The 24,936-nt window shown below is 71.0% G+C and carries 26 protein-coding genes; 16 read left to right on the forward strand and 10 right to left on the reverse strand.

The window, feature by feature from the left end; all coding sequences use genetic code 11:
- The first annotated feature begins 42 nt into the window (after window positions 1-42).
- The 4 genes from AB0I81_RS04605 (at window position 43) to AB0I81_RS04620 (ending at window position 3,498) form a co-directional block, all read left to right on the forward strand.
- Window positions 43-495 carry a carboxymuconolactone decarboxylase family protein gene (locus AB0I81_RS04605; RefSeq protein WP_360649798.1) on the forward strand — a complete coding sequence of 151 codons (453 nt, stop codon included), beginning with the start codon at window positions 43-45 and terminating at the stop codon, window positions 493-495.
- 27 nt (window positions 496-522) lie between these two features.
- A complete protein-coding gene (locus AB0I81_RS04610; protein ID WP_360649801.1) occupies window positions 523-813 on the forward strand; it encodes a hypothetical protein in 291 nt (96 codons plus the stop codon).
- Between the two features lie 130 nt (window positions 814-943).
- Window positions 944-1,786, forward strand: coding sequence for an alpha/beta hydrolase (locus tag AB0I81_RS04615; RefSeq protein WP_360649804.1), 843 nt, complete (start codon window positions 944-946; stop codon window positions 1,784-1,786).
- A 113-nt stretch (window positions 1,787-1,899) separates the two neighbouring features.
- Complete coding sequence (locus AB0I81_RS04620) at window positions 1,900-3,498, forward strand: NAD(P)/FAD-dependent oxidoreductase (protein WP_360649807.1); 1,599 nt, start codon at window positions 1,900-1,902, stop codon at window positions 3,496-3,498.
- A 32-nt stretch (window positions 3,499-3,530) separates the two neighbouring features.
- Here the strand turns inward: AB0I81_RS04620 and AB0I81_RS04625 are convergent, their stop codons facing one another.
- Complete coding sequence (locus AB0I81_RS04625; protein WP_360649810.1) at window positions 3,531-3,707, reverse strand: hypothetical protein; 177 nt, start codon at window positions 3,705-3,707, stop codon at window positions 3,531-3,533.
- A 10-nt stretch (window positions 3,708-3,717) separates the two neighbouring features.
- A complete protein-coding gene (locus tag AB0I81_RS04630; protein ID WP_360649813.1) occupies window positions 3,718-3,909 on the reverse strand; it encodes a hypothetical protein in 192 nt (63 codons plus the stop codon).
- A gap of 493 nt (window positions 3,910-4,402) precedes the next feature.
- Here AB0I81_RS04630 and AB0I81_RS04635 point away from each other — a divergent pair, with 493 nt between their 5' ends.
- The 3 genes from AB0I81_RS04635 to AB0I81_RS04645 all read left to right on the forward strand — a co-directional run bounded on the left by AB0I81_RS04635 (window position 4,403) and on the right by AB0I81_RS04645 (window position 6,881).
- Window positions 4,403-5,083, forward strand: coding sequence for a hypothetical protein (locus AB0I81_RS04635; protein ID WP_360649815.1), 681 nt, complete (start codon window positions 4,403-4,405; stop codon window positions 5,081-5,083).
- 119 nt (window positions 5,084-5,202) lie between these two features.
- Window positions 5,203-5,706 carry a SigE family RNA polymerase sigma factor gene (locus tag AB0I81_RS04640; protein ID WP_360649818.1) on the forward strand — a complete coding sequence of 168 codons (504 nt, stop codon included), beginning with the start codon at window positions 5,203-5,205 and terminating at the stop codon, window positions 5,704-5,706.
- Window positions 5,703-6,881 (forward strand): hypothetical protein, encoded by a 1,179-nt coding sequence (locus AB0I81_RS04645; RefSeq protein ID WP_360649821.1) that lies wholly within the window; start codon window positions 5,703-5,705, stop codon window positions 6,879-6,881. The genes AB0I81_RS04640 and AB0I81_RS04645 overlap by 4 nt, the downstream gene beginning before the upstream one ends.
- Window positions 6,882-6,885: 4 nt before the next feature.
- On the opposite strand, the gene AB0I81_RS04650 is transcribed toward AB0I81_RS04645, so the two are convergent.
- Complete coding sequence (locus AB0I81_RS04650; RefSeq protein ID WP_360649824.1) at window positions 6,886-8,358, reverse strand: helix-turn-helix domain-containing protein; 1,473 nt, start codon at window positions 8,356-8,358, stop codon at window positions 6,886-6,888.
- Between the two features lie 257 nt (window positions 8,359-8,615).
- Here AB0I81_RS04650 and aceA point away from each other — a divergent pair, with 257 nt between their 5' ends.
- On the forward strand, window positions 8,616-9,899 hold the full coding sequence (gene aceA / locus AB0I81_RS04655) for an isocitrate lyase (protein ID WP_360649827.1): 1,284 nt from the start codon (window positions 8,616-8,618) through the stop codon (window positions 9,897-9,899).
- Between the two features lie 99 nt (window positions 9,900-9,998).
- Here aceA and AB0I81_RS04660 read toward each other — a convergent pair whose 3' ends face one another.
- Window positions 9,999-10,835 (reverse strand): siderophore-interacting protein, encoded by an 837-nt coding sequence (locus AB0I81_RS04660; RefSeq protein WP_360649830.1) that lies wholly within the window; start codon window positions 10,833-10,835, stop codon window positions 9,999-10,001.
- A gap of 87 nt (window positions 10,836-10,922) precedes the next feature.
- Entirely contained in the window at window positions 10,923-11,897 is a 975-nt protein-coding gene (locus AB0I81_RS04665; RefSeq protein ID WP_360649833.1) for an alpha/beta hydrolase, read from the reverse strand.
- 357 nt (window positions 11,898-12,254) lie between these two features.
- Between AB0I81_RS04665 and AB0I81_RS04670 the strand changes: the two genes are divergently transcribed.
- From AB0I81_RS04670 to AB0I81_RS04680, 3 genes are read left to right on the forward strand one after another with little or no spacing between them, the layout of a single operon-like run.
- Complete coding sequence (locus AB0I81_RS04670) at window positions 12,255-12,920, forward strand: ABC-2 family transporter protein (protein ID WP_360650206.1); 666 nt, start codon at window positions 12,255-12,257, stop codon at window positions 12,918-12,920.
- Window positions 12,913-13,701, forward strand: a complete 789-nt coding sequence (locus tag AB0I81_RS04675; protein WP_360649836.1) for an ABC-2 family transporter protein — start codon at window positions 12,913-12,915, stop codon at window positions 13,699-13,701. Before AB0I81_RS04670 ends, AB0I81_RS04675 begins: the two co-directional genes overlap by 8 nt.
- 4 nt (window positions 13,702-13,705) lie before the next feature.
- Complete coding sequence (locus AB0I81_RS04680) at window positions 13,706-14,461, forward strand: ATP-binding cassette domain-containing protein (RefSeq protein WP_360649839.1); 756 nt, start codon at window positions 13,706-13,708, stop codon at window positions 14,459-14,461.
- A 5-nt stretch (window positions 14,462-14,466) separates the two neighbouring features.
- Here AB0I81_RS04680 and AB0I81_RS04685 read toward each other — a convergent pair whose 3' ends face one another.
- The gene (locus tag AB0I81_RS04685) at window positions 14,467-14,907 is read right to left on the reverse strand and encodes a hypothetical protein (RefSeq protein ID WP_360649842.1); all 441 of its coding nucleotides are present in this window, start codon (window positions 14,905-14,907) and stop codon (window positions 14,467-14,469) included.
- A gap of 163 nt (window positions 14,908-15,070) precedes the next feature.
- Between AB0I81_RS04685 and AB0I81_RS04690 the strand changes: the two genes are divergently transcribed.
- Window positions 15,071-15,610 (forward strand): MFS transporter, encoded by a 540-nt coding sequence (locus AB0I81_RS04690; protein WP_360649845.1) that lies wholly within the window; start codon window positions 15,071-15,073, stop codon window positions 15,608-15,610.
- Between the two features lie 48 nt (window positions 15,611-15,658).
- Window positions 15,659-16,384 (forward strand): YcnI family protein, encoded by a 726-nt coding sequence (locus tag AB0I81_RS04695; protein WP_360649848.1) that lies wholly within the window; start codon window positions 15,659-15,661, stop codon window positions 16,382-16,384.
- Between the two features lie 286 nt (window positions 16,385-16,670).
- On the opposite strand, the gene AB0I81_RS04700 is transcribed toward AB0I81_RS04695, so the two are convergent.
- The 3 genes from AB0I81_RS04700 to AB0I81_RS04710 all read right to left on the reverse strand — a co-directional run bounded on the left by AB0I81_RS04700 (window position 16,671) and on the right by AB0I81_RS04710 (window position 19,991).
- The gene (locus AB0I81_RS04700) at window positions 16,671-17,738 is read right to left on the reverse strand and encodes an ABC transporter permease (protein WP_360649851.1); all 1,068 of its coding nucleotides are present in this window, start codon (window positions 17,736-17,738) and stop codon (window positions 16,671-16,673) included.
- Between the two features lie 82 nt (window positions 17,739-17,820).
- Window positions 17,821-18,795 (reverse strand): ABC transporter ATP-binding protein, encoded by a 975-nt coding sequence (locus AB0I81_RS04705; protein ID WP_360649854.1) that lies wholly within the window; start codon window positions 18,793-18,795, stop codon window positions 17,821-17,823.
- Entirely contained in the window at window positions 18,792-19,991 is a 1,200-nt protein-coding gene (locus AB0I81_RS04710; RefSeq protein WP_360649857.1) for a DUF2092 domain-containing protein, read from the reverse strand. The genes AB0I81_RS04705 and AB0I81_RS04710 overlap by 4 nt, the downstream gene beginning before the upstream one ends.
- Before the next feature lie 252 nt (window positions 19,992-20,243).
- Between AB0I81_RS04710 and AB0I81_RS04715 the strand changes: the two genes are divergently transcribed.
- The 3 genes from AB0I81_RS04715 (at window position 20,244) to AB0I81_RS04725 (ending at window position 23,555) form a co-directional block, all read left to right on the forward strand.
- A complete protein-coding gene (locus AB0I81_RS04715) occupies window positions 20,244-20,918 on the forward strand; it encodes a response regulator transcription factor (protein WP_360649860.1) in 675 nt (224 codons plus the stop codon).
- Window positions 20,911-22,257, forward strand: coding sequence for an ATP-binding protein (locus tag AB0I81_RS04720; RefSeq protein WP_360649863.1), 1,347 nt, complete (start codon window positions 20,911-20,913; stop codon window positions 22,255-22,257). The genes AB0I81_RS04715 and AB0I81_RS04720 overlap by 8 nt, the downstream gene beginning before the upstream one ends.
- 167 nt (window positions 22,258-22,424) lie before the next feature.
- Window positions 22,425-23,555 carry a ScyD/ScyE family protein gene (locus AB0I81_RS04725; protein WP_360649866.1) on the forward strand — a complete coding sequence of 377 codons (1,131 nt, stop codon included), beginning with the start codon at window positions 22,425-22,427 and terminating at the stop codon, window positions 23,553-23,555.
- A gap of 387 nt (window positions 23,556-23,942) precedes the next feature.
- Here AB0I81_RS04725 and AB0I81_RS04730 read toward each other — a convergent pair whose 3' ends face one another.
- On the reverse strand, window positions 23,943-24,812 hold the full coding sequence (locus AB0I81_RS04730) for a LysR family transcriptional regulator (RefSeq protein ID WP_360649869.1): 870 nt from the start codon (window positions 24,810-24,812) through the stop codon (window positions 23,943-23,945).
- Between the last annotated feature and the right edge of the window lie 124 nt (window positions 24,813-24,936).

Consider the following 24,936-nt stretch of genomic DNA (forward strand, 5'->3'; position numbering starts at 1 on the left):
GACCACTCTGATCTCACCCCAATCGCGACAGAGGAGAACACGATGGAAGCCCGGATGAAGAACCCCGCCGAGATCATCCCCGCCGTCATGAAGCCGATCCAGGAACTCATCAAGGCCGCCCACTCGCAGGGCCTGCCCAGGGAGCTCCTGGAGCTGGTCCACCTGCGGATCAGCCAGATCAACGGCTGCAGCTTCTGCGTCGCCGCCGGCCTCACGTCCCTGCGCAAGCTCGGCGAGAGCGAGGAGCGCATCGGCCTGGTCGCCGCCTGGCGCGAGGCCGGGTACTACACCGACGCCGAACGGGCCGCGCTGGCGCTGGCGGAGGCCGCGACGCGGCTGGCCGACCGCCCGGACGCCGTTCCCGACCACGTCTGGGACGACGCCGCCGACCACTTCGACGAGCCGCAACTGGCCTCGCTCCTGCTGATGACCGCCACCACCAACCTCTTCAACCGGCTCAACGTCCCGATCCGGCAGGCCCCGGGCAGCTGGTAAGCCGATCACCCCCAAGGAGGCAGAGAAATGTCCGTCGTACGCGCACACCGCTACTCCGTCGCCGGCGCCGACCTGGAGGAGTTCCTGGCCCGCCGCAGCTCGCTGATCGCGACCGTCCGGGAAGGGCATCCCGGGCTCACCAAGGCCGTGCTGATCCTGCTGGAGGACGGCACCTACGCCGACACCTGGCACTGGGCGAGCGCCGAGCAGATGGGCGCCGCGTTCGCCGCCCTGCCCACCTTCCCGGAGGCGCCGCTGACCATGGCCCTGACCAAGGACTCCGCCGCGCTGAACGGTCAGGTCATCGACGAGCGCTGAAAGCCGGGGCCCGGTCTCGGCGCGCCGGTAGTGCCACCACTACCGGCGTGCGGGGGGCGGTCGGCATGGTGTCCTCCCGCCGCGTCCAGCGAAACTGATCAAGCAGCCCCCGCTTGATTTGGAGCATTCCATGCGTGTTCAGGTGAACGGCACCTCCCTGTACGTGGACGTCGAAGGCGCCTCCCTGGAGCCCGACGGCTACACCATGCGCGAGAAGCCGACCGTCCTGCTGCTGCACGGCGGCCCCGGCCACGACCATTCGATCTTCAAGCCCGCCTATTCGCAGCTCGCCGACGTGGCCCAGCTCATCTACGTCGACCAGCGCGGCAACGGCCGCAGCCGGGAGTCCGACACCTCCACCTGGAACCTCGACCAGTGGGGCGACGACGTGCGCGCCCTGTGCGACACCCTCGGCATCGTCGATCCGATCGTCCTGGGCTGGTCCTGGGGCGGGGTCGTGGCCATGAACTACGCCACCCGCCACCCCGGCCACGCGGCCAAGCTGATCCTGCAGAGCACCGTCGCCCGCTGGGACCTGGACCGGATCGTCGAGGGCTTCCGCGCGGAGGCCGGCGACGAGGCCGCCATGGCCGCCAAGGCGTTCCTCGCCGAGGGGAAGCCGTGGACGTTCGTCGACTTCGGGCGGGTCTGCGCTCCGGCCTACTGCCCCGCTCCTCCCGCCGAATCCGACGTCCAGGTCATGTCGCGCATCGTGCCGAACCCCGAGCTCACCATGAGCTTCATGTCCACCGCCCGGTTCGACCTGACGCCGGCCCTGGCCTCCGTCCAGTGCCCGGCGCTGGTGGCGGCCGGCACCCGCGACCCGATCACGCCGCTGTCCGCGGCGCAGGAGATCGCGGACTGCCTGCCCGGGGCGCGGCTGGAGGTCTTCGAGCAGTCCGGCCACTTCATCCCGGACACCGAGGGCGAACGCTTCTTCGCCCTGGTGCGTTCCTTCATCGCCGGGTCGTAGCGCCGTCGGTCTTGGCCGCCGGGAGCGGCCGTGTCAGGGTTGATGACTACGGGGCTGCGCTCCAGCCGTCATGCCGCCGCCCCTCCGCCGCACACGGACGGGAGATCCCGGACATGCCCGCAACCTCCTTCGACGCGGTCGTCATCGGCGCCGGGTTCGCCGGCCTGTACATGTTGCACCGGCTGCGCGGGCTGGGCCTGACCGCCCGGCTGTTCGAGACCGGTGAGGGCGTCGGCGGCACCTGGTACTGGAACAGGTACCCGGGCGCCCGCTGCGATGTGGAGAGCGTCGAATACTCCTACTCCTTCTCGGAGGAACTGCAGCAGGCGTGGGACTGGCGCGAGCGGTATCCGGCCCAGCCCGACATCCTGCGCTACGCCGAACACGTCGCCGACCGCTTCGACCTGCGCCGCGACATCAGGTTCCGGACGCGGGTGACCCGTGCCGCCCATGACGGGGCCGCGGCCCGCTGGCGGGTGGAGACCGACCGCGGCGACCGGGTGAGCGCCCGTTTCCTCATCACCGCCGTGGGCTGCCTGTCGGAGGCCAGGGTCCCCGGCTTCCCCGGCGCCGGCTCCTTCGCGGGAGAGAGCCACCACACCGGTCGCTGGCCGCACGAGGAGGTGGACTTCACCGGCAAGCGGGTGGCGGTCATCGGCACCGGTTCCTCCGGCATCCAGATCATCCCGGTCCTCGCGCGGCGGGCCGCGCACGTCACGGTCTTCCAGCGGACGCCCAACTTCACCATCCCGGCGTGGAACCGTCCGATGCCGCCGGAGCACGCCCGGTGGGTGAAGGACAACTACGCGGACATCCGCCGGACGATGCGCGGCTCCCTGTTCGGCATCGCGGCGGAGTTCAACCCGGGCTCGGCCCTGGAGGCGTCGGAACAGGAACGCCGCGCGGAGCTGGAGACGCGGTGGGCGCACGGCGGCCCCGGCTTCCTGGGGGCCTTCAGCGACATCGCGGTGGACGCGCGGGCGAACGAGATGGTCGCGGACTTCGTCCGGGAGAAGATCAGGAAGACCGTCGAGGATCCGCGGGTGGCCGAGATGTTGTCGCCGCGCGACCATCCGATCGGCACCAAGCGGCCCTGCTTCGACACCGACTACTACGCCACCTTCAACCGGCCCGACGTGACGCTCGTCGATGTCCGCGAGGCGCCGATCGAGGAGATCACGCCGACGGGGGTGCGCACGTCCGCCGCCTCGTACGAGGTCGACACCATCGTGTACGCCACCGGCTACGACGCCATCACCGGCCCGCTGCTCGCGATCGACATCACCGGCACCGGCGGCACCACGCTGCGCGCCAAGTGGGCGGCCAGCCCGCACACCTACCTCGGCCTCATGACCGCCGGCTTCCCCAACCTGTTCACCATCACCGGCCCCGGCAGCCCCTGCGTGCTCAGCAACATGTTCGTCTCCATCGAGCAGCACGTGGACTGGATCGCCGGCTGCCTGAGCCACCTGGCCGAGACGGGCGCGACGGTCATCGAGGCCGGCCGTGACGCCGAGGACGCCTGGATGCGGCACGTCGGCGAGGTGGCGGGGCAGACGCTCTACCCGCTGGCCGACTCGTGGTACCTGGGCGCGAACGTCCCCGGCAAGCCCCGGGTCTTCATGCCCTACGCGGGCGGGGTCGGGGCCTACCGCGACATCTGCGACGAGATCGCGGCCAAGGGCTACGAGGGATTCGTCCTGTCGGCCTGACCTGCGGGCATCACCTCTGGCACCGGCGGGCACTACGGGTCGCGCCTGTTCAGCAGTCTGCACATCGCCGCGAACGTCGCCCCGCCCGCGCCACCGCCGCCGAGCAGGGCGCCCGGCCATGGCACGCCGGTGGCCAGGACCAGCGCGCAGGTGATCGCGGCGATCATGATCGTCAGGGTGAGTGTGAGCAGCTGACCTGTGGTGAACATCGGTCCTCTTTCAAATGCGGTCGTCGGCCCAGAAGTCGATGAGCTCCTCTGGGGTGAGGTCGTCGGGGCGCGCGGCGGGCGGGGTCCGCCCGGTGCTGAGCACCCAGGTCGTCAGGAGCGTGACCAGCAGTTGCTCATCCGCGGGGCAGGGAGCGTCGGCGCAGTACGCGATGCTTGACGGGCGAGCCGTGAGCAACGGCATGGGTTGGCGGCCTCCCGGACATCAGCGGTGAATGCGCCAACATTGCCTCGCCGGGAAGGCCGCCGGCCAGTTGTCCAAACGTGCTCGGACGCACCCGCACGAGACCGGAAACGCACCGCGCCGGGCATAAAACGTCCGCACCCATCCGACCTCGTCCGACTTCATCCGCATTTATCCGCATTTAGCCGGACGGGGCCCGGACGATCGGGGAATGCCCAGCTACGCGCCCATGCCGAGGCGGGCGTCACTCCTGTGGCCGATGCGCAAACGATCACCTGGAGCGGCCATAGCGACCGGATGAGATGGAATCTGCGAAGTGTCCAGAATCGCGAGACTCTTTCTGCAAATATGACGTTCTAGATGACCTTTCCACCGATCCTTTCGACCAACCCCCAGGACGATGACTGACACTTTCCGGGCAGGATCACATTCCGCCTTCATAGCTGCGCTCATAGAGCTGCGGGAATCGGCCGGCCAGCCGACCTATTCCCAGATGAATCGGTTGTCGCGCGCGCCGGGCATCCCCAAGGAACTGCCGGCGAGCACGCTCAACGACATCCTCAACGGCAAGCGGGAACGCCTGCCCGACTGGGGGCTCGTCGCCTCCTTCGTGCAGGTCTGTCACCGGCATGCCGAACAGACCGGCCTGCTCACGGACACCCTCGGCACCGTGGAACAGTGGCAGGCCCGGTGGCGCGCCGCCAGGAACGAGTTGCCCAGGCCGCACGCCACCGGGTCGTACGACCTCTACCGCACCCCTGCCGATGAGGCCGAGCGACGGACCAGCAGGACCGTCGCGCGCCTGGTCCGCCTGGCGGGCGACGGCGACTCCGAGGCCGCCTACCGTCTGGCGATCATCCACCTGCTCACCGGCGAGCTCGCGGCGGCCGGTTACTGGATCCACGCCGCCCGCCTGCGGCACTATCCCGACGCCGAAGCCCTCGCCCGCGATCCGCACCGGATCCAGTTCGCGGCGGGCGTGTCCTTCAGTTACGGCGAGGCGTTCGAGCAGGAAGGCCAGGCCAAGCTCGGCATCGCCAGGTTCTACTACGGGCTCGCCGCCGACCACGGCCATGTCCAGGCCGCCGAGCGCCTCCGGGTCCTGCGCGCCATTCCGTTCGGCAAGCTGCTGCCCGCACCGATCGGCATCGAGCGCCGCCCCTCGGACGGGTGACCCGGCGCCGCAGAGCGCGGCGGAGAACGGATTCCCGGACGCCGGCCCCCATCGGCCCTCATGCAACAGTTGGCCCGCATTGTTCCTCTGGGAGGTGACGGAACGACGAAGGGCTTGGAGTGTTGGAAGCTGATCCGCGTTTCGCGGAGTTCGTCGCCGAACGCGGCGACGCGCTGCTGCGCTACGGCTACGTGCTGGCCGGCAATCCGCACGACGCGGCCGACCTGGTCCAGGAGGCGCTGCTGAAGGTGCGCGCCGCCTGGCCCCGGCTGCGGCACAAGGACAATCCGGAGAGCTACGCGCGTACCACGATGGCCAGGCTGCACATCGCCGCCTGGCGGCTGCGCCGGCGCGAGCTGCTCGCCTGGGAGCTGCCGGAGGTCGAGCACCACGACCGGCTGCCCGCCGGCGACGAGCGCAACATGTGGCAGGCGCTGGCCGGGCTGCCGCGCAAGCAGCGGGCGGTGCTGGTGCTGCGTTACTACGAGCAGCTCGACGACGCCGAGATCGCCGCGGTGCTCGGCATCTCGCGCGGCACCGTACGCAGCCAGGCCGCCCGCGCTCTGGACAAACTCCGCACCACCGCCCCGGCCCGGCCGATGACGAGGGGGAACGCCCGATGACCGACGTTGAGGAGACCCTGCGCAGGACGTTCGGCCAGGCCGCGGAGCAGGCTCCAGGGCTGCCCCCGCTGCTGCCCGAGCACCTGGAGGGAGTGCACCGGCGCAGGCGGCGGCGCTCCAGGGCGGTGCTGGCCGCGGCGGCTGTCGTGCTGGTCGCGGGCGGCACACTGGCCGTGGTACGCGGCGGCGACACCATCACCGCCGTGACCGCCACGCGGCCGCTGTCCCCCAAGCCGCCCGCATCCGTGGAGGAAGTGTGGCCGCAGGCCGTGAAGAAGATCCCGGTGAAGGGGCCGGGCGGCCTGACGTGGCAGCCGATCACGCTGATCGACGATCAGACGCTGCTGCTGGTGACCTCCACGGCAAAAGTCGGGCGGGCCGCCGCCCTGTACGCCTACGGCCTGGACGACGGCACATCCCGCGAGATCGCCACCATGCCGGACCCCGACAGGTACGGCTATGCCGGCAACTTCGCCGTGAGGGCCGGGCGGGTGGCCTGGGGAACCCTGGGCAAAGGCCGCGTCCACCTGTGGAGCGCGCCCCTGGACGGCGGAAAGACCGAGACCATCGGCAGCCAGAGCCTCCCGGCGGGCGACGACGGCAGCGGCATCGACGTGCTGGAGATCACCAACGGCAAGGTCGTGTTCTCCTTCTACGCCGGCGGGGTCTTCTCCGTCCCCCTCGGCGGGGGCACGGTGACGCCGGTCACGGGCGACGCCGGCATGCACCTGCTCACCTGGCCGTGGATCGGCGCCCCCGGGCGCGGCGGCGAGCCCCACGGCACCGTGTACGCCCAGATCACGAACGTCGAGACGGGCGAGAAGAGGTCGGCCGTCACCAAGCAGGGCGAGGACCTCGATGAGTGCGGTGTGACGATCTGTGTCGGGACGACCGAGGAGGGCAAGGGCTTCTTCCGGCACCGGGACGGCTCGGCCCACAAGCTCGCGCCCAGCCTGGTGTTCCAGCCCCGCTCGCCCTCCCAGGACCGCTTCTACGTCTCGACGTTCGGCGACGGCGCGGGTCTCTACGACCTGGACACCGGCGAGTCCGGCGATCTGGGCCTGCGCCAGGAAGGCCAGTTCATGAGCCTGCCCTCCCAGGACGACACCGGCCGGCTGCTCAGCTACACGCTGGGAGACCGGCTCCACGTGATCGATCTCGCCAAGATCGAGTGACCGCTCACGAGCCGTTCGCGTGCCGTTCCAGGAAGGTGTAGACGTCGGCCTCGTCCACCCCCGGGAACGACCCGGGCGGCAGCGCGGCCAGCACGTGCGAGTTCGCCCGAGCGGACGGCCAGGCGTACCCCTCCCAGCGTTCGGAAAGCTCGGCCGGCGGGCGGCGGCAGCAGTCGCCGCCCGGGCAGCCGGACTTGGTGCGGTTGGTGGTCTCGCGGCCCCGGAACCAGCGCGACTCCTTGTACGGCACGCCGAGCGTGATCGCGAAGTCCCGCTCGCGGGAAGGATCCACGTGCGCGATGCAGAAGTAGGTCCCGGTGGGCGAGTCGGAGTACTGGTAGAACACCGAGAACCGGTCGGGTGAGGAGAACACCTGCCGCCCCGACCACTGCAGGCACATGCGCTGCCCCTCGATGGCGCCCTGCTCGTCGGCGGGGAAGACGATGCCGTCGTTCTCGTAGGCCTTGTAGATGGTGCCGCCGGCGTCGTTGCGCACGAAGTGGCAGACCAGGCCCAGGTGGTGGGTGGCCAGGTTGGTGAAGCGGTGCGCGGCCATCTCGTAGGAGACGGCGAACACGTCGCGCAGGTCCTCCACCGACAGCGCCCGGTCGGACTTGGCCTCCTGGAGGTAGGGGGCGGCGGCCTTCTCGGGGACGAGGATGGCGGCGGCGAAGTAGTTGGCCTCGGTGCGCTGGCGCAGGAAGTCGGCGAAGTCGCGGGGCTTGTCGTGGCCGAGCGCGAGATGCCCGAGCGTCTGGAGCAGGATCGTGCGCGGCGTGTGCATGCCGAGTTGCTCGTGCTTGACGTAGATGCGGCGGTTGCGCAGGTCGGTGATGGAGCGTACGGAGCGGGGCAGGTCCTGTGCGGTGTGCACGGTGAAGCCGAAGTGCGTGACCAGGCTCTGGATCATGCTCTGGGACAACGCGCCGGTACGGTAGCCGACCGCCTCCAGCGCCTCGGCCGCGGCCTTCTCGATCTCGGGGAAGTAGTTGCCCACCTCGCGCTGGCGGCGCCGCAACTCGGCGTTGGCGACCCTGGCCTCCTCCGGCGTGGCGGTGCCGCGGGCCTGGCGGGCGCGCAGCTCGCCGTACAGGCCGAGGAGGTGTTCCAGCACGTCGTTGGGCACGCGCGCGGAGACCTTCAGCCGGGGCAGGCCGAGCCCGGCGTAGATGGGGTCGCGCTGGGCCTCCTCCAGCGCGATCTCCAGCTGGGCGCGGCGGTTGGGCGGCTGGCGGCGCAGCAGCTCCTCGACGGGGACGGCCAGGGCGCTGGCCAGCGACTTGAGCAGGGAGAGCTTGGGCTCGCGCTTGCCGTTCTCGAGCAGCGACAGCTGGCTGGGCGCTCTGCCGACGCGGGAGCCCAGGTCGGACAGTGTGAGCCCGCGCTGTTTCCGCAGGTGGCGCAGGCGCTGGCCAAACGCGATCAGATCGAGCTCCTGCGTCAAAGACAGCGGTTCTTCACCTACCAAGGACGCCATAGCGGAATCTTAGACAGAAATTCGGCCCATTTTCTAGCCTTCTCGGGCCACGGTTGGCAGGTCGATCGGCGCGCGTTCTCGCCAGGCGATTGGTCTAGTCCAACGGTAAAACTTGCGATTTCTTCGCCCTTGAATACCGCCCAGCAATGTACGCAGGGAGAATTTTCGTGGTTCTTCTCCTCGCCACAGCCTATTGACACTGCCTCCAAGGGCAGAGACTCGGCGTGAGCCCCCAGGGGACGACAAAGGAGTGAATCATGATCGATCGCCTCAAGGGAGCTGCCGAGCAGCTACAGGACGAATGGGACAACAACCCTCGCTGGGAGGGCATCGAGCGCACCTACAGCGCGGAAGACGTGGTGAGATTGCGCGGCAGTGTCCAGGAGGAGCACACCCTGGCCCGGCTGGGCGCCGAGCGGTTGTGGAGCCTGCTGCACACCGAGGACTACGTCAACTCCCTCGGGGCGCTGACCGGCAACCAGGCGGTGCAGCAGGTGAGGGCCGGGCTGAAGGCCATCTACCTGTCGGGCTGGCAGGTCGCCGCGGATGCGAACCTGGGCGGGCACACCTACCCGGACCAGAGCCTCTACCCGGCCAACTCCGTGCCGGCCGTGGTGCGCCGGATCAACAACGCGCTGCTGCGCGCCGACCAGATCACCTGGTCGGAGGGCGTCGAGGCGCCGCACTGGCTGGCGCCGATCGTGGCGGACGCGGAAGCCGGCTTCGGCGGTGTGCTCAACGCGTTCGAGCTGATGAAGGGCATGATCGCGGCCGGCGCCGCGGGCGTGCACTGGGAGGACCAGCTCGCCTCCGAGAAGAAGTGCGGCCATCTGGGCGGCAAGGTGCTGATCCCGACCGGCCAGCACGTCAAGACCCTGAACGCCGCCCGCCTCGCCGCGGACGTCGCCGGGGTGCCCTCGCTGGTCGTCGCGCGGACCGACGCACAGGCCGCGACGCTCCTGACCAGCGACGTGGACCCGCGCGACCAGGTGTTCACCACCGGCGACCGCACCCCGGAGGGCTTCTACCGGGTCAGGAACGGGCTGGAGGCGTGTGTGGCGCGCGGCCTGGCGTACGCGCCGTACTCCGACCTGCTCTGGATGGAGACCGGCACGCCCGACCTGGACGTGGCCCGCTCGTTCGCCGAGGCGATCAAGGCCGAGCACCCGGACCAGATGCTCGCCTACAACTGCTCGCCGTCGTTCAACTGGAAGAAGCACCTGGACGACTCGACGATCGCCAAGTTCCAGCGGGAGCTGGGGCACATGGGGTACAAGTTCCAGTTCATCACGCTGGCCGGGTTCCACTCGCTGAACTACGGCATGTTCGACCTGGCCCAGGGGTACGCCGCCGACGGCATGACCGCCTACGTCGAACTGCAGGAGGCCGAGTTCGCGGCCGAGTCGCGCGGCTACACCGCCACCAGGCACCAGCGTGAGGTCGGCACCGGCTACTTCGACCTGGTCAGCACCGCCGTGGCGCCGGACTCCTCGACGACCGCGCTGACGGGCTCGACCGAGGAAGAGCAGTTCGCGCACTGACAACTCATGGACTCGCCGGCCACCTCCAGGGCATGGGATGGTTCCCCGGCGATGGGCCGCGCCGGTTACCCCCAGCACCGGCGCGGCCCACTCATGCGTTCAGGAGGCGATCGCCGCCGCCTCCTCGGCCTCGACCTGGCGGTTCCAGTCGCCCTTGACCTGACGCCACCCCTCGTCGTCCACCCCGGTCCGCCAGTAGCCGGAGATCGACAGCCGGTCGATCCCGACCCCCCGCTCCAGGCGCAGGTGGCGGCGCAACTCCTTGACGAACCCGGCCTCACCGTGCACGAACGCGTGCACGTCGCCCTCGGGGAAGTCCAGTTCGCGCACCGCCGTCACCAGCTTCTCGCCCACGGGCCGGTCGCCCCGGTAGATCCAGGTGATCCGCGCGTCGGCCGCCGTCCCGAGCTTCAACTCGTCCTCGGGCGCGTCCACCTCGATCAGGACCCGCGCGGGCACGCCGTCATGGAGCACCTCCAGCGCGGCGGCGATGGCCGGCAGCGCGCTCTCGTCGCCCACCAGCAGGTGCCAGGCCGCCTCGGGGTCGGGTGCGTATCCGCCGCCGGGTCCCAGCATGAGCAGTTCGTCACCCGGCCCGGCCCGGTCCGCCCAGGGGCCGGCCAGGCCCTCGTCGCCGTGGACCACGAAGTCGAGGGTCAGTTCACGGGAGTCGGGATCCCAGGCGCGCACGGTGTAGGTCCGCAACTTCGGCCACAGTTCGCGGGGCATGGTCTCACGGCAGCCCTTCACGCTGAACGGCTGCGGATATTCGACGCCCTCGACCGGAAAGACGAGCTTGACGTAGTGGTCGGTGAGCCCCGTGGTCGCGAACTCGGCCAGCCCGTCGCCCCCGACGACCACCCGGACCATGTGACGCGAGATGCGCTCGGTGCGCTGGACGACCCCCCGGTGGTGGTCCGTACGGTTGTCCGCCATTGGACAGCCCCCTGACATTACATAGTTAGGTATACCTAACCTTACACTGCTCCTCAGTCTCGATGTGTGCCGATCATCACAATCCGGTCAGGCCGCCGCCGAGCCTCCCATGGGTTCGGACAGATCCGCCACCATCCTCAAAAATTGGGACATGTGGCGGAATGCCAGTCGCGCCTCGGGGAGCACGTCGGCCAGGATCGGGAAGACGTGCGGCATGCGGGGCCATTCCTCGTACCTGACCGGCACGCCCGCCAGCCGCGCCCGCCGCGCCACCCGCCGGGCCTCGTCCCGCAGCACCTCCGTCGAGCCCGTCACGATCATGAGCGGCGGCAGTCCCGTGAAGTCCCCGTGCACCGGCGAGACGAGCGGGTCCCACGGGTCGAGCCCGGAGGTCCACCGGCGGGCCAGCCAGCGCACCCGCCCCGCCGACACCATCGGGTCCTGGAAGCGGTTGGCCCGGCGCGGCACGTCGGTGAGGTCGGCCCACGGCGAGAGGCAGATCGCCGCCGCGGGCAGCGGCAGCCCCCTGTCGCGCAGTGCCAGCAGGGTCGCCAGCGTCAGATGACCGCCCGCGGAGTCCCCCGCCACGACGATGTCCCCCGGCGCGTGGCCGCGCCGCAGCAGGCAGTCATAGGCGTCCAGCGCGTCGGCCAGTGAGTCGGCCAGCTTGTGCACCGGGCCCTGCCGGTAGTCCAGCGCCAGCACCGGCCGCCGGGCCGCCACCGACAGCCGCCACGTGATGGACCTGTGCGTACGCGGCGAGCACGAGAAATAACCCCCGCCGTGGAAGTACAGCACGGCCTTGCGCTCGTCGAGCCCCTGCCCGCCGCGCACCCATTCGCCACCACAGGAGGAGAAGGCGGCGGGCACGATCGCGACATGATCGGGACGTGGCGGCGCGACCCGCGCCAGATCACCGAGGCGGGCGGCCCCCACCAGGGCGAGCGGATGGCGCAACAGCAGGGTGCCGGCCGGCTTGACGGTGCCGCGCATGAGACCGGTGAGCGCGCGGGCCTGCCAGCTCACGGGATACTCCGGCACCACGTTCCTGTCTATCCGCATAAAACCCCCTTACAGGGCCATTCTTCCCCCTCTCAAGATCATCCTACCGGTGAGTAAGTATCTCATCCCTTACGCGGATATTTCGGCACAATGAACGCCCGGCAGTCCGCGGCCCCTTAATTCCGTTGCCGGTCGCCGGCCCCGCCGTGGATAATTCCGTGCTTCCCACCGGCAGACCCGTGCGCGGGTCCAAACACGGTCCGCAACCGTGCCATCACACCCTGGAGGTGCAAAACCATACCGCTCTATGCCCGGCTGGTCCGGTACGGCTTCCGCAAGCACGCCACCTACGTCGGCGCCGCACTCGCGGGCGCGTTCACCAACAGCGTCTTCGGCATCCTGCGCGCCTACATCCTCATCGCCCTCTGGCAGGCCCGCCCCGGCCTGGCGGGCTACGACATCACCGACGCCATCACCTTCTGCTTCATCACCCAGGCGTTCATCGGGCCGATGCAGCTGATGGGCGGCGGCCTCACCCTTCCCGAACGCATCCGCAGCGGCGACATCGCGCTCGACCTGGTGCGCCCGGCCTCGCTGCAACTCTGGGCGCTGGCCGAGGACATGGGCAGGGCCGCCTACCTGTTCCTGGTCCGCGGCATCCCGCCCACGCTGCTCGGCGCGGCCCTGTTCGGCCTCTACTTCCCCGCCGGCCCTGGACAGTGGCTGTCCTTCCTGGCCGGCTTCGCGCTCGCCCTGCTCGTCAGCTTCGGCTGGCGTTACCTGGTCGCGCTGTCGGTCGCCTGGCTGCTCGACGATCGCGGCGTCGCGATCCTGTCGATGGTCCTGACCACCTTCTTCAGCGGCATGATGGTGCCGCTGCACCTGTTCCCCGGCTGGTTCGGCGAACTGGCCAGGGCGCTGCCCTGGGCCGCCATGGTCCAGTTGCCCACCGACCTCTATCTCGGCAAGGCCCCGGTGGCGGACACGCTGGCGCTGCAGGCGTTCTGGGCCGTGGCCCTGCTCGGGCTCGGCTGGCTCGGCACCAGGGCGATCCGCCACAAGGTGGTGATCCAGGGTGGTTAGGACGTACTTCCTGCTGATCTGGGTCTCGACCCGCGCCGCGGCCGCGTACCCCGTCTCGTTCGCGCTGATGACGGTGCTCGGCTTCCTGCTCGCAGGCACGGACGTCGCGGTGATCCTGGTCATCTTCGCCAACACCACCACCCTGGCGGGCTTCTCCCGCGAGGAGGTGCTGTTCCTGTACGGCGCCGCCAACCTGGCCTTCACCATCTGCGACACCTTCGTCAGCAACCTCGACCGCACCAGCCAGCACATCAAGGCGGGCACCCTCGACACGTTCCTGATCAGGCCGGTCAGCGCGTGGCTGCAACTCGCCGCCGAACGCTTCATGCCCACCAGGATCGGGCGCATCCTGCAGGCCGCGCTCGTGCTCGGCTACGCGGTCACCGCGCTCGGCGTCGGGTGGGAGCGCGCCTGGATGATCCCCGTCATGGTGATCACCGGGATCGTCATCTACACGGCGTTGTGGACGATCGCCGGCGCGGTGCAGTTCGTGCTGACCGACGCGCCCGAGGTGGTCAACTCGCTGACCTACGGCAGCAACCAGCTCACCCAGTACCCGTTCAGCGTCTACGCCCGTGACCTGGTCGCGGGCGTGACCTACGCGCTGCCGCTGGCGTTCGTCAACTGGCAGCCCGGCCTGTACGTCCTGGACCGGGACGACCCCTTCGGCACACCCGAGTTCATGCGTTTCCTCGGACCGGCCGCCGCGCTGGTCCTGGCCCTGCTGGCCGCGCTGGCCTGGCGGCAGGGCGTCCGGCACTACCGATCAACGGGGAGTTGAGCACATGATCGAGCTTGACCGGGCAGGCCGCTCGTTCAAGGTGAAGAAGAACGTCGTCCACGCCGTACGCGACCTGTCGTTCACCGTCGCGCCGGGCGAGTTCGTCGGGTACCTCGGCCCCAACGGCGCGGGCAAGTCCACCACGATCAAGATGTTGTGCGGCATCCTGACGCCCACCTCCGGCCAGGTCCGGGTGGCCGGGCTGGACCCCTCGCGCCGGCGCACCACGCTGGCGCGGCGGATCGGCGTGGTGTTCGGGCAGCGTACGACGTTGTGGTGGGACCTGCCGCTGCGCGACAGCTTCGAGCTGATCCGCCACCTGTACCGGGTGGACCGCGCCACTTTCCTGACCCGGCTCGGCGAGCTGACCGAAACCCTGGATCTGGGCCCATTCCTGCGCACTCCGGTGCGCCAGCTCAGCCTGGGGCAGCGGATGCGCGGCGACCTGACGGCGGCGCTGCTGCACCAGCCCGACGTGCTCGTCCTCGACGAGCCGACGATCGGGCTGGACGTGGTCAGCAAGGCCGCCATCCGGGACTTCCTGGGGCGGCAGAACGCCGAGCGGGGCACGACCGTGCTGCTGACCACGCACGACCTCGGCGACATCGAACGCCTGTGCCGCCGGGTCATGCTGATCGACCACGGGCGGCTGGCCTTCGACGGCAGCCTGGAGGAGCTGATGGCCACCGCGCCCGACCAGTCCTCCATCGAGGAGGTCGTGACCCGCCTCTACACCTCGGGCAGTCCCGCCTCCCAGTAGCCCGCTCAGTAGTAGCTGCCCTCCGGCGTGGTCTCGTAGTCCTCGTCCATCTCGTCGTCGCGGCGCGACCAGCGCGACGGCATCAGCACGGGGATGAACAGGGCCACGCCGAGCAGGGCGAACACGCCCGTCGTGAGCAAGGTCTTGGCGCCGAAGCCGGCGTCCCTGACGATCTGGTGGACCGAGGGCTCGGCCGGGATGAAGGACAGCGCCCGGTTCACGTCGAGCGCGTACACGACCGTCCAGGCCAGCAACACCATGGAGGGCACGAACGTCGCCAGCGGCGAGACCCGGCCGGCCATCACGAGCCCGAAGACCAGTCCGACGGCGGCCATCGCGCCGAGCGCGATCCACATCTTCTGGTTGTCGGGCGGGGTGGCCGCGGCGTTTCCGACGGCCTGCTGCACCGCCCACCCGCCGCCGCCCAGCACTGCCGCCGTTACCACAAGCCCGATGAGCAAACCAGCTAAGTGCCGCAACGTTCTCACCTCTATGTCAACGTGGGTCGGCACGACCCTAGCGACAAATGCCATTTTCGGACCAGGCATTGCGCAGCTTGGGACTCGAGGTCTCCTGGGACCCTGCCCCGTGAGAGCATGGGGCACACCCATGCGCGCGCGACTTCCCCTCCGGCTCGCGCGGACGGCCGCCTTCGCCGCCGTCTGCGTGACTCTCGCCGCGCTCGCCCACGTCTTCGGCGGTGGCGCGGCGCCCGCGCCGCAGACCGCCGCGCTCGGGCTGGCGGGCGTGGCCGCGCTGGGACTGGCGTTGTGCGGCAGGGAGCGTTCGGCGGGCACGATCAACCTGATGCTGGTGGGGGCGCAACTCGGGCTGCACGAGTTGTTCGCGGGCGAGGGCGCGGCCTACGTCTCGGTGCACGGGCACGCCCAGGGCGGCCTGGCGGTCAACGCCGGCATGCTGCTCACGCACCTCACGGCGACGGTGATCACCGGCCTGTGGCTGTCACGCGGCGAGGCCGCGCTGTGGTCTTTGCTGCGCCGCCTCGGCCGCCGCCTCACCGTGCTGCTCGCCCCGGCCGCCGCGCCCGTGTCGCCGGCGTGCGCGCCCATCGTGCTCACCAGGGTGGTCCCGCTCCAGCCGGGCTTCCGGCACAGCGTGGCCAGGCGTGGTCCTCCACTTCCCGCCTGACCGTCCGACACCCCTTTTCATCCCCCCATCACCAAGTGGAGTTCTCGCATGTCCTTCGTACGCCGTGCGGCGACCGTGCTCGCCGCCACCACCGCGCTCACCGCCGCCCTGGCCCTGCCCGCGCTGGCCCACGTCACCATCCAGCCCGGCACCGCCGAGCAGGGCGCGTTCACCAAGGTCGCCTTCCGGGTGCCGAACGAGCGCGACGACGCCTCGACCACCAAGATCGAGGTGTCCTTCCCCGTCGATCACCCGCTGGCCTTCGTGTCGGTCAAGCCGGTGCCCGGGTGGGAGGTCAAGGTCACGGAGAGCAAGCTGCCCAAGCCGGTCAAGACCGAGTACGGCGACCTGGAGGAGGCCGTCACCAAGGTCGTCTGGGAGGGCGGGAAGATCAACCCCGGGGAGTTCCAGGAGTTCGAGGTGTCCATGGGGCAACTGCCCAAGGACGTGGACTCGCTGCTGTTCCCGACGAAGCAGACGTACTCGGGCGGTGAGGTGGTGGACTGGTCGGAGGCGCCTAAGGCGGACGGCACGGAGGCCGAGCACCCGGCGCCGCTGCTCAAGCTGGTGCCCGCCGCCGCCGAGAACGGCACCACGGCTCCCACCACCGCCGCCGCCACCACGGCTCCTTCCGGCGCGCCCTCGCTGGCGCCCGTGGCCGCCGCGTCGTCGTCGGACGGCACGGCCCGCCTGCTGGGCGGGGCCGGGCTGGTCGTGGGCATCATCGGCGTCGTCATCGGCGTCCTGGGCCTGCGCCGCCGCCCGTCGGCCTGAGGCCACCGCCCCTCAGCCTGAGCGCCCGCCCCTCCGCCTGAGCCACCGCCCCTCAGCCTGAGAGCCACCGCCCGTCGGCCTGAAGCCCGGACACAAGCTCACGGGCCCTGCGCGCGGATGACCGACGCGCCGGGCCCGTGGCTCTCGCACCGATGCCTGGCTGACCCACCGGCCCCGGCTTGCGGCGGTCCCGGCTTGCGTGGGCCTGGCTTGTGAGGGCCTGGCTGGCTTGTGAGGGGTTCCGCTCGGCCGCGCTCCCCCTCGCGCGGCCCGTGCGGCGGGGTGGTCAGGAGGTGATGTCCTTGCCGGAGAAGCGCGCCCACGCGATCGAGCCGAACAGCGCGATGTACGCACCGAACGCCAGCAGCCCCTCCCCCAGCGCCCCCGTGTCGATCGGGCTGCGCAGCACCGCGTCGAAGTTCGTGAACCAGGTGGGCAGCAGGTACGGCGCGATCACGTCCAGGTCGGGGATGGCCCGCAGCACCTGGCAGACGATGACCAGCACCAGGGTGCCCGCGATGGCCCCGATGGGCACCTCGGTGAACGTGGACACCGCCAGCGCGATGGCGGCCAGCGCCGCCATGCCGGCTCCGACGTACCCGACCGCGATGGCGATGCGCACCAGCCCTTCCGCGAACGAGATCGTGGTGCCCGACAGCAGCGTCACGTCCCCGGCGGGAAAGAGCACCACCCCGGTAACCAGCGCCGACAGCGCCACCACCGCCGTCACGGCGTAGGCGTAGACGACCGCGTTGAGGTACTTGACCACCAGCAGCCGGGTCCGCCCGGCCGGCGCGGCCAGCAGGTAGCGCAGCGTGCCGCCCCCGGCCTCCCCCGCGATCGAGTCGCCCGCCACCACGCTCACGGCCACCGGCATCAGCAGCAGCACCAGGAACGAGAACGAGACGAACGTGAGCATGAGGCTGTTGCCCGCCACGTCCGCGATGATCCCGCCCATCTCGTCGCCCGGGCCGCCGGAGCCGCCGGCGATGCGCAGGGCGACACCGACGACGACCGGCACGAGCGCCAGCACCGCCAGCATGGCCAGGTTGCGCGGGCGCCGGAAGGTCAGGCGCAACTCCGAGCCGAGCAGCCGCCAGAACGCCCACACCGCCCTCGTGGCCCCCCTCGGCGCGGCGTCGCGCTCGCGATCGCCGTCGGAGGAGGAGGAGGGCGGGGGCTCGGGCGGGTGACGTTCGCTGGTGCGCATGGTCTCCGTCACCGGCACGAGGCCGGGCGTGCGCCGCCCGAGCGTGGCCGTGGTGGCGCCACCCGTGCCGGCGGCCGACGCCGCCCCCGCAGCCGTCGCCGCCCCCACATCCGATGCCGCCCCCGTGGCCGTCGCCGTTGCCACGCCCGACGCCGTCCGCGCGGCCGAACCTGCCTCCGAAGCCGGCGTCGTCCCCCGAGCCGGCGTCGCTCCCGACGTCGCGCCGTCACCCGTCGACATCGAAGCCCTCCCCTGTCAGTCCCACGAACACGTCCTCCAGGCTCGGCCGCACCACGGCCAGCCCCCGTACGGCCACGCCCTTACCCACCAGCGCGGCGTTGACCCGCTCCGGCGCGTGCCCGCCCAGCTCCGCCGTGACCTCGCGGCCCTCGGCCCGCACGTCGGCCAGGCCGGTCTCGGTCAGCACGCGCGCGGCGTCGTCGGCGTCGGGTGTCTCCACCCTGATCCGGGTGACCAGGCCGCTGCTGAGCGAGGCGATGGTGCCCTGCGCGACGAGCTTCCCGGTACGCATGATCGCCGCGTGCGTACACATCTGCTCGACCTCCGCCAGCAGGTGCGAGGAGACGAACACCGTGGTGCCGTCCGCGGCGATCTCCTTGACCAGCGTGCGTACCTCGCGGGTGCCCTGCGGGTCGAGCCCGTTGGTGGGCTCGTCCAGGATGAGCAGTTCGCGCGGCCCCAGCAGCGCGGCCGCGATGGACAACCGCTGGCGCATGCCGAGCGAGTAGTTGCGGTAGCGCTTGCCCGCGGCGGCCGACAGGCCCACCCGTTCGAGGGCTTCGGCGATCCGCCGCTTGGCGGTGCCGCCGCGCGCGGTCGGGTCGGCCGCGTCGAAGCGCGTCAGGTTGGCCGCGCCCGACAGGTACGGGTAGAACGCCGGCCCTTCGACCAGCGCCCCCACCTTGGGCAGGGCCTGGGCCTGCGGCAGCCCGAGCACGGAGTACTCGCCCTCGGTGGGCGACACCAGGCCCAGCAGCATGCGGATCGTGGTGGTCTTGCCGGAGCCGTTGGGCCCGAGGAAGCCGAACACCGAGCCGCGCGGCACGGCCAGGTCCAGCGTGTCCACGGCGATCTGGCCGCCCCTGAAGCGCTTGGTCAGCCCCGCGGTGACGATCGCCGAGTCCCCGGAGGGCGGGGCCGCCCCGAAGGGCGCCCCCGCTTCCTGCGTGACGACGGTCACTTGGTGCCCGCCGCCTTGGTGATCGCCTCCGGAGTGACCGCGCCGACGAGCAGCCGGCCGTCATCGGTCAGCAGGGCGGTGACAAGCTTGGTCCTGATCAGCTTGCCGGAGCCCCACGTGCCGCTCACCGGGGTGGCCGACTTGAGCACACCGTCCAGGACCGCCTTCGGGTCGGCGGTGCCGCCGAAGGGCCCGCCGTCGCCTTGGGAGCCCTGAGAGCCCTCGGAGCTCTCGGAGTTCTCGGGCGTCGGGGTCTGCTTGGTCAGGTCGGACAGGGAGAACGGCACCACGGCCACGCTGCCCCACCCGTCGCCGACGACCTTCATGTCGCCCGCGACGTCCTTGGCGTGCTCGGCACGCTCCTCGGCGTGCTCCTCGATCTTCATGTCCTCACCGAGGGTCTTCTCCTCCACCTTGGCGCCCGCGGGCGGGGTGAAGGTGAAGTTCTCGGCCGCCGGGGGCGTGAACGTCACCTGGGTGAAGCCCACCTGGTACGCCGGCTCGGCCGAGCCCTTGGCGTACACCTGGACCTGCAGCGGGACGTAGGTCTCGCCGTCGAGCGCGACCCTGATCTCCTGCACCAGGGAGCTCTCCTCCTTGGGCGACAACACGAGCTGGTAGACCGGCCGGCCCGCCACCTCCGCCGTGTTGATCACCCGTACGGCGGTGTGCTCGTCGGCCTTGGCCAGCAGCCTCTCGGCCAGCTGCTGCGGCGTCAGGTCGGTCGGCTGCGGCACCGGAGTGCTCTTGTGCGGCGCGCCTTCGCCCTTCTTGACGGTCAGCTTGGTGGCGGTGTTGGTGGCGCTGTCCCAGTACCAGCCCTGGCCGCCGTTGACGATCAGGTTGGTCTCGTTGAGCTGGGTCGGCATGGCCACGCGCAGCTTGTCCTCGGCGCCGTACCAGACCTTCACCTCGTGCGAGCCGGACAGCAGGCTCAGCGGCGAGGCCGAGCCGGTCTGCGGCAGCGCCGGCAGGCCGAGCGAGGCCGTCTGCTGTACGGTCCCGGACATCGGCGGGATGCCGCCTTCCTTGCTGGTGGCGGCCGCCGCGTCGGCCAGCAGTTGCGCCGCCGAGCGCTCGGGCAGCACAGGCTCCCCGCTCACCGCGGCTATCACGGGGCCGGCGCCGATCGCGGCTCCGATCACGGCCGCCGCCGCGATCGGGACTCCCCACCTCACGAACGTGCCTCTTCGCATCTCACTCCTTAACGGTATGTCGATGCCCAAAGCCTGCGTCATGGTTCCTGTGGCAACCCTGAGACAGCCTGAGACGACTCTCAGCCCTGAGCCCCGGAGTCCGGTGCCCCGCCGGCACTGTGCCGGCACTATGCCGGCACTGTGCGGTTGCCTGAGCTGGCTAGAGTGCATGGCGCGGCCCTGGTCCGTCCGGCCTGAGACGGCTCTCAGCCTCTCAGCGTGGTCTCAGGGCGGGAACAGGAGAATTGCCACATGAGAGTACTTGTCGTCGAGGACGAGCGGCGGATGGCGGCGGCGCTGCAACGGGGGCTGCAGGCCGAGGGCTTCGCCGTGGACCTCGCCCACGACGGTGAGGACGGGCTGCACGCGGCCAGGCAGGGCGACTACGACGTCGTGGTGCTGGACATCATGTTGCCCAGGTTGTCGGGCTACAACGTGTGCAAGCAGTTGCGCGCCGAGGAGAACTGGGTGCCGATCCTGATGTTGTCGGCCAAGGACGGCGAGTACGACATGGCCGACGGGCTCGACCTGGGCGCCGACGACTACCTGACCAAGCCGTTCTCGTACGTGGTGCTGGTGGCCCGGCTGCGGGCGCTGCTGCGGCGCGACGCGGGGCGGCGGCCGTCGGTGCTGCTGGCGGGCGACCTGTCGCTGGACCCGGCCCGCCGCAGGGTGGAGCGGGGCGAGAGCTCGATCGAGCTGACGCCGCGGGAGTTCGCGCTGCTGGAGTACCTGATGCGGCGGCGCGACGAGGTGGTGTCGAAGTCGGAGATCCTGGAGCACGTGTGGGACACCTTCGACACCGACCCGAACGTGGTCGAGGTGTACGTCGGCTACCTGCGCCGCAAGATCGACGCCCCGTTCGGCAGGAACGCGCTGCAGACCGTGCGCGGCGCGGGCTACCGGCTGGCGGGCGACGGTGGCTGAGTCCCCGCTGGTCTGGTGGCGGCGGCAGGGGCTGCGCTTCCGGCTCACGGCGGCGGCCGCCGCGGTGCTCGCGCTGGCGCTGGCGCTGTCGGCCTCGGTGCTGCTGAGCGTGCTGGACCGGGCCCTGATGGACACGGTGGAGGAGTCCACCAGGCAGCAGGCCCAGGCCGTGCGCGTGGCGGCCGACGCGGGCACGCTGACCAGCCCGATCACCACCCACGACGGCACGATCGTGCAGGTCATCGACGCGCGCGGGCGGATCACGCACGTCACCTACGGCGCCGACCGGCTGGTGCCGCTGCTGGACGCCAAGACCAGGGCGAACGTGCTGCGGCACGGTCAGGCGACGGAGCTGGACGGGCGGCCGTACGCCATCCCCGGGTTCCTGCGGGTCGTCGTGATCAGCGCGGACCGGGGGCAGACGGTGGTGGCGGCCCGGCCCGTCGGCGAGATCCAGACCAGCCTGGGCACGGCGGCGCGGGTGCTGCTGGTCGGCACGCCGGCGCTGATGGTGCTGCTGGCGGTGGCGAGCTGGCTGATGATCGGCCGCACCCTGCGTCCCATCGCGGCGCTGCGCAGGGGCGCGGCGGACATCACGCACACGGCCAGGTCGCGCCGGCTGCCGGTGCCGCAGTCGCGTGACGAGGTGCACTCGCTGGCCACCACGCTCAACGACATGCTGGCCAGGCTGGAGGAGGCCGAGCAGCGCCAGCGGGCGCTCATCTCCGACGCCGCGCACGAGTTGCGCAGCCCGCTGGCCAGCATCCGGCTGCAGCTCGAAGTGGCGCTCGGCCACCCCGACGGGCAGGACTGGCCGGACACCGCCGAGGGCGTGCTGGAGGACACCATGCGGCTGTCCCGGCTGGCCGAGGACCTGCTGGCGCTGGCCAGGCTGGACGAACGCGGCGGCGCGCCCGCGCGGCGCGAGCCGGTGGACCTGGACGACGTGGTGCGCCAGACCGTGGACCGGTACGCCGAGGCCCGCCTGACGGCCTGCGACCCCGTCGTGGTCCGCGGCGACGCCCTCGACCTTAGCCGGGTGCTGACCAACCTCATGGACAACGCGGCGCGCCACACCACCTCCAAGATCGAGGTGGCGCTGACTGCCGACGGCGTGCTGACGATCACCGACGACGGCCCCGGCATTCCCGAGCAGGACCGCGAGCGCGTCTTCAACCGCTTCACCCGGCTCGACTCCGGCCGCAGCCGCGACGAGGGCGGGACGGGGCTGGGGCTGGCCATCGTGCGGGAGACCGTCCGGGCTCATGGCGGCACGGTGCACCTGGAGGACGCGGAACCGGGCCTGCGGGCCGTGGTGAGACTGCCGGTGGCTCACTGAAGGCCGCCCGCCAGAACCGCCCGCCCGGTCAAGCCCGCCCCCCCTGGTCAAGCCCGCCCGCCGACATCCGCCCGCCCGGTCATGCCCGCCCGCGCGCTGAAGCCCGTTCGTGTCTCGATGGAGACAGGGCCCTGGCCATCAGGCGCTCGCCGTGTTACGCACAGGCCATGCGTGCAGCGCGCACAAGGCCCGCCGGCCGCGCCACCCTGACCGCCGCCGTCGCGGCGACCCTCGCCCTCACCGCGGCCGCCTACCCGGCCGCCGCCCTTTCCCGCACCTCCGCCGGACCGTCCATCACGGTGGTCGCCTCCGGGCTGGACAACCCCCGAGGACTCAACTTCGGGCCCGACGGCGTCCTGTACGTGGCCGAAGCGGGCCGGGGCGGTTCCGGGCCGTGCATCACCGGCGCCCAGGACCAGACGTTCTGCCTGGGCCCCAGCGGGGCCGTGACGGCCGTCTCGCACGGCAGGCAGCGCCGCGTCGTCACCGGCCTGCCCTCCCTGGGCACGCCGAACCTGAGCGAGGTGCTCGGCGTGCACGACGTGGCCGCGACCGACGGCGGCCTGCTCATCCCGATCGGGCTGGGCACCGACCCGGCCAGGCGCGCGCAGCTCGGCCCGGGTGGGGCCGCGATCGCCACGCTGGTCAAGGCGTCGGGCGGGCGCTGGCGCAGCATCGCCGACCTGGGCGCGTACGAGAGCGCCAACGACCCCGACCAGGGGCAGCCCGGGACCGGCCCGGACAGCCAGCCGTACGCGGTGCTGCCCGAGGGCAAGGGCGCGCTGGTCGTGGACGCGGGCGCCAACGACCTGCTGCGGGTACGTCCCGGCGGCCGGATCTCGACGGTCGCCGTGTTCGACGTCCGCCCGGTGCCGGGGCCCGGCGGCGGCGAGGTGCCGATGCACCCCGTGCCCACGAGCGTGGCCCGCGGCCCCGACGGCGCGCTCTACGTCGGGCAGCTCACCGGCTTCCCCTTCCCCGTGGGAGGAGCCGGAGTGTGGCGCCTGACGCCGGGCCAGGCGCCGCAGGTGTACGCCTCCGGCTTCACCAACATCGTGGACATCGCCTTCGACCGGCGCGGCCGGCTGCTGGTGCTGGAGATCGCCGCGAACGGCCTGCTGTCCGGCGACCCGGCCGGCGCCCTGTACCGCGTCGAACGCGATGGCACCAGGACACTCATCGCCGGGGACGGCCTGTTCACGCCCACGGGCGTGGCGGCCGGGCCGGATGGCGCCTACTACGTGTCCAACAGGGGCACGCTGGCGGGCACCGGGGAGGTACTGCGGATCAGAGGCTGACAGCGCGTCTTTCGCGAGCCTTGCCGGGAGCGCGTCTTCCGCGGGCCTTCAGGGGCGCGGCGCCAGTCGCCGGGCCCCGGGGGGCTCTGCTGCCGAGTTGCCTGGTCCTGGGTGCCAGGCTCTGCTGTCGGAGTGCCTGGTCCAGGGTGCCGGCTCTGCTGTCGAGTGCCTGGTCCTGGGTGCCAGGCTCTGCGATCGTGCCTGGTCAGGTGGAGCGCCAGGCTCTGCTGTCGTGCCTGGTCAGGTGGAGCGCCAGGCTCTGCTGTCGTGCCTGGTCAGGTGGAGCGCCAGGCTCTGCTGTCGTGCCCGGTCGGGTGGGGCGCCAGGCTTTGCTGTTGTGCCTGGGTCAGGTGGGGTGCCAGGCGGAAATGGATCGTTCCCGATGGGTCAGGCGGCGGTTCCCTTCTCCGCGGTGGCCAGGAAGTCCTGGGCGATGAGCGGCAGGCGGCGGCGGGCGTGCACCACGGCTATGACGCGACGCACCGCGGGTTCGAGCGAGCGCACCACCAGGCCCGCGCGTCCGGCCTGCTCGGCCATGCCGCGGTACCACAACAACGACGCCTGCCCGGCGCGCACGGCCTTGAGCCAGCCGTTGCGTTCGTCGGTCTCGAGCACGACCACCGGGGTGACCGCGTACTTGCCGAACATCGCTTCGAGCTCCCTGCGCCGCATGCTGCCGCGGGCGGGCAGCGCCAGGCGCATGCCGTGCAGTTTGCCCATCGGCACCGGATTGGGCAGTTCGAGCCCCGGCGGGGAGATCAGTACGATCTCCTGGCGTTCGAGGGGATGGGTGATGAGATCGGTGGGCACGGGCAGGTCCGTGAGGCCGAGGTCGGCCCGCTGGTCCCTGATCGCGCTGACGACGCCGTCTCTGCCGTCGCAGCGCACGATGTGCACGCGCACTCCCGGGTGGTCGGCCGCGTAGGCCGGCAGCAGCCGTCCCGCGAGGCCGGGTTCGAGACTGGGGGTGGCGGCGATGCGGAGTTCCGCCTCGGTGACGGTGTTCTGGTTGGCCAGGCCCTCGATCTCGTGAACGGCGTCGAGTGCCTCCCTTGCCAGCTTGACCACCCGGCGTCCCTGTGCGGTGACGACCACTCCGCGCCCCGAACGGGCGAAGAGGGTCATGCCGAGCTCCCGCTCGAGGTCGCGGATCGCGCGGGACAGCGCAGGCTGCGCGATGTAGAGCGACCTGGCCGCGTCGGTCATGGTGCGGTGCTCCGCAGTCGCGACCACATAGCGGAGCTGCTGGAGATTCATGCTCAGAAAGCTAGGACACCGCCCCCCGCGGGGACCGGGAGATAGCGGAGATCACCTCGAATGATTTCGGACTGTAACCGAGCACTGCTACATCCGTGACGGGTGAGAAATCAGTATGCTTTTG

This window comes from Nonomuraea sp. NPDC050404 (assembly GCF_040655495.1).
GTDB lineage: Bacteria > Actinomycetota > Actinomycetes > Streptosporangiales > Streptosporangiaceae > Nonomuraea.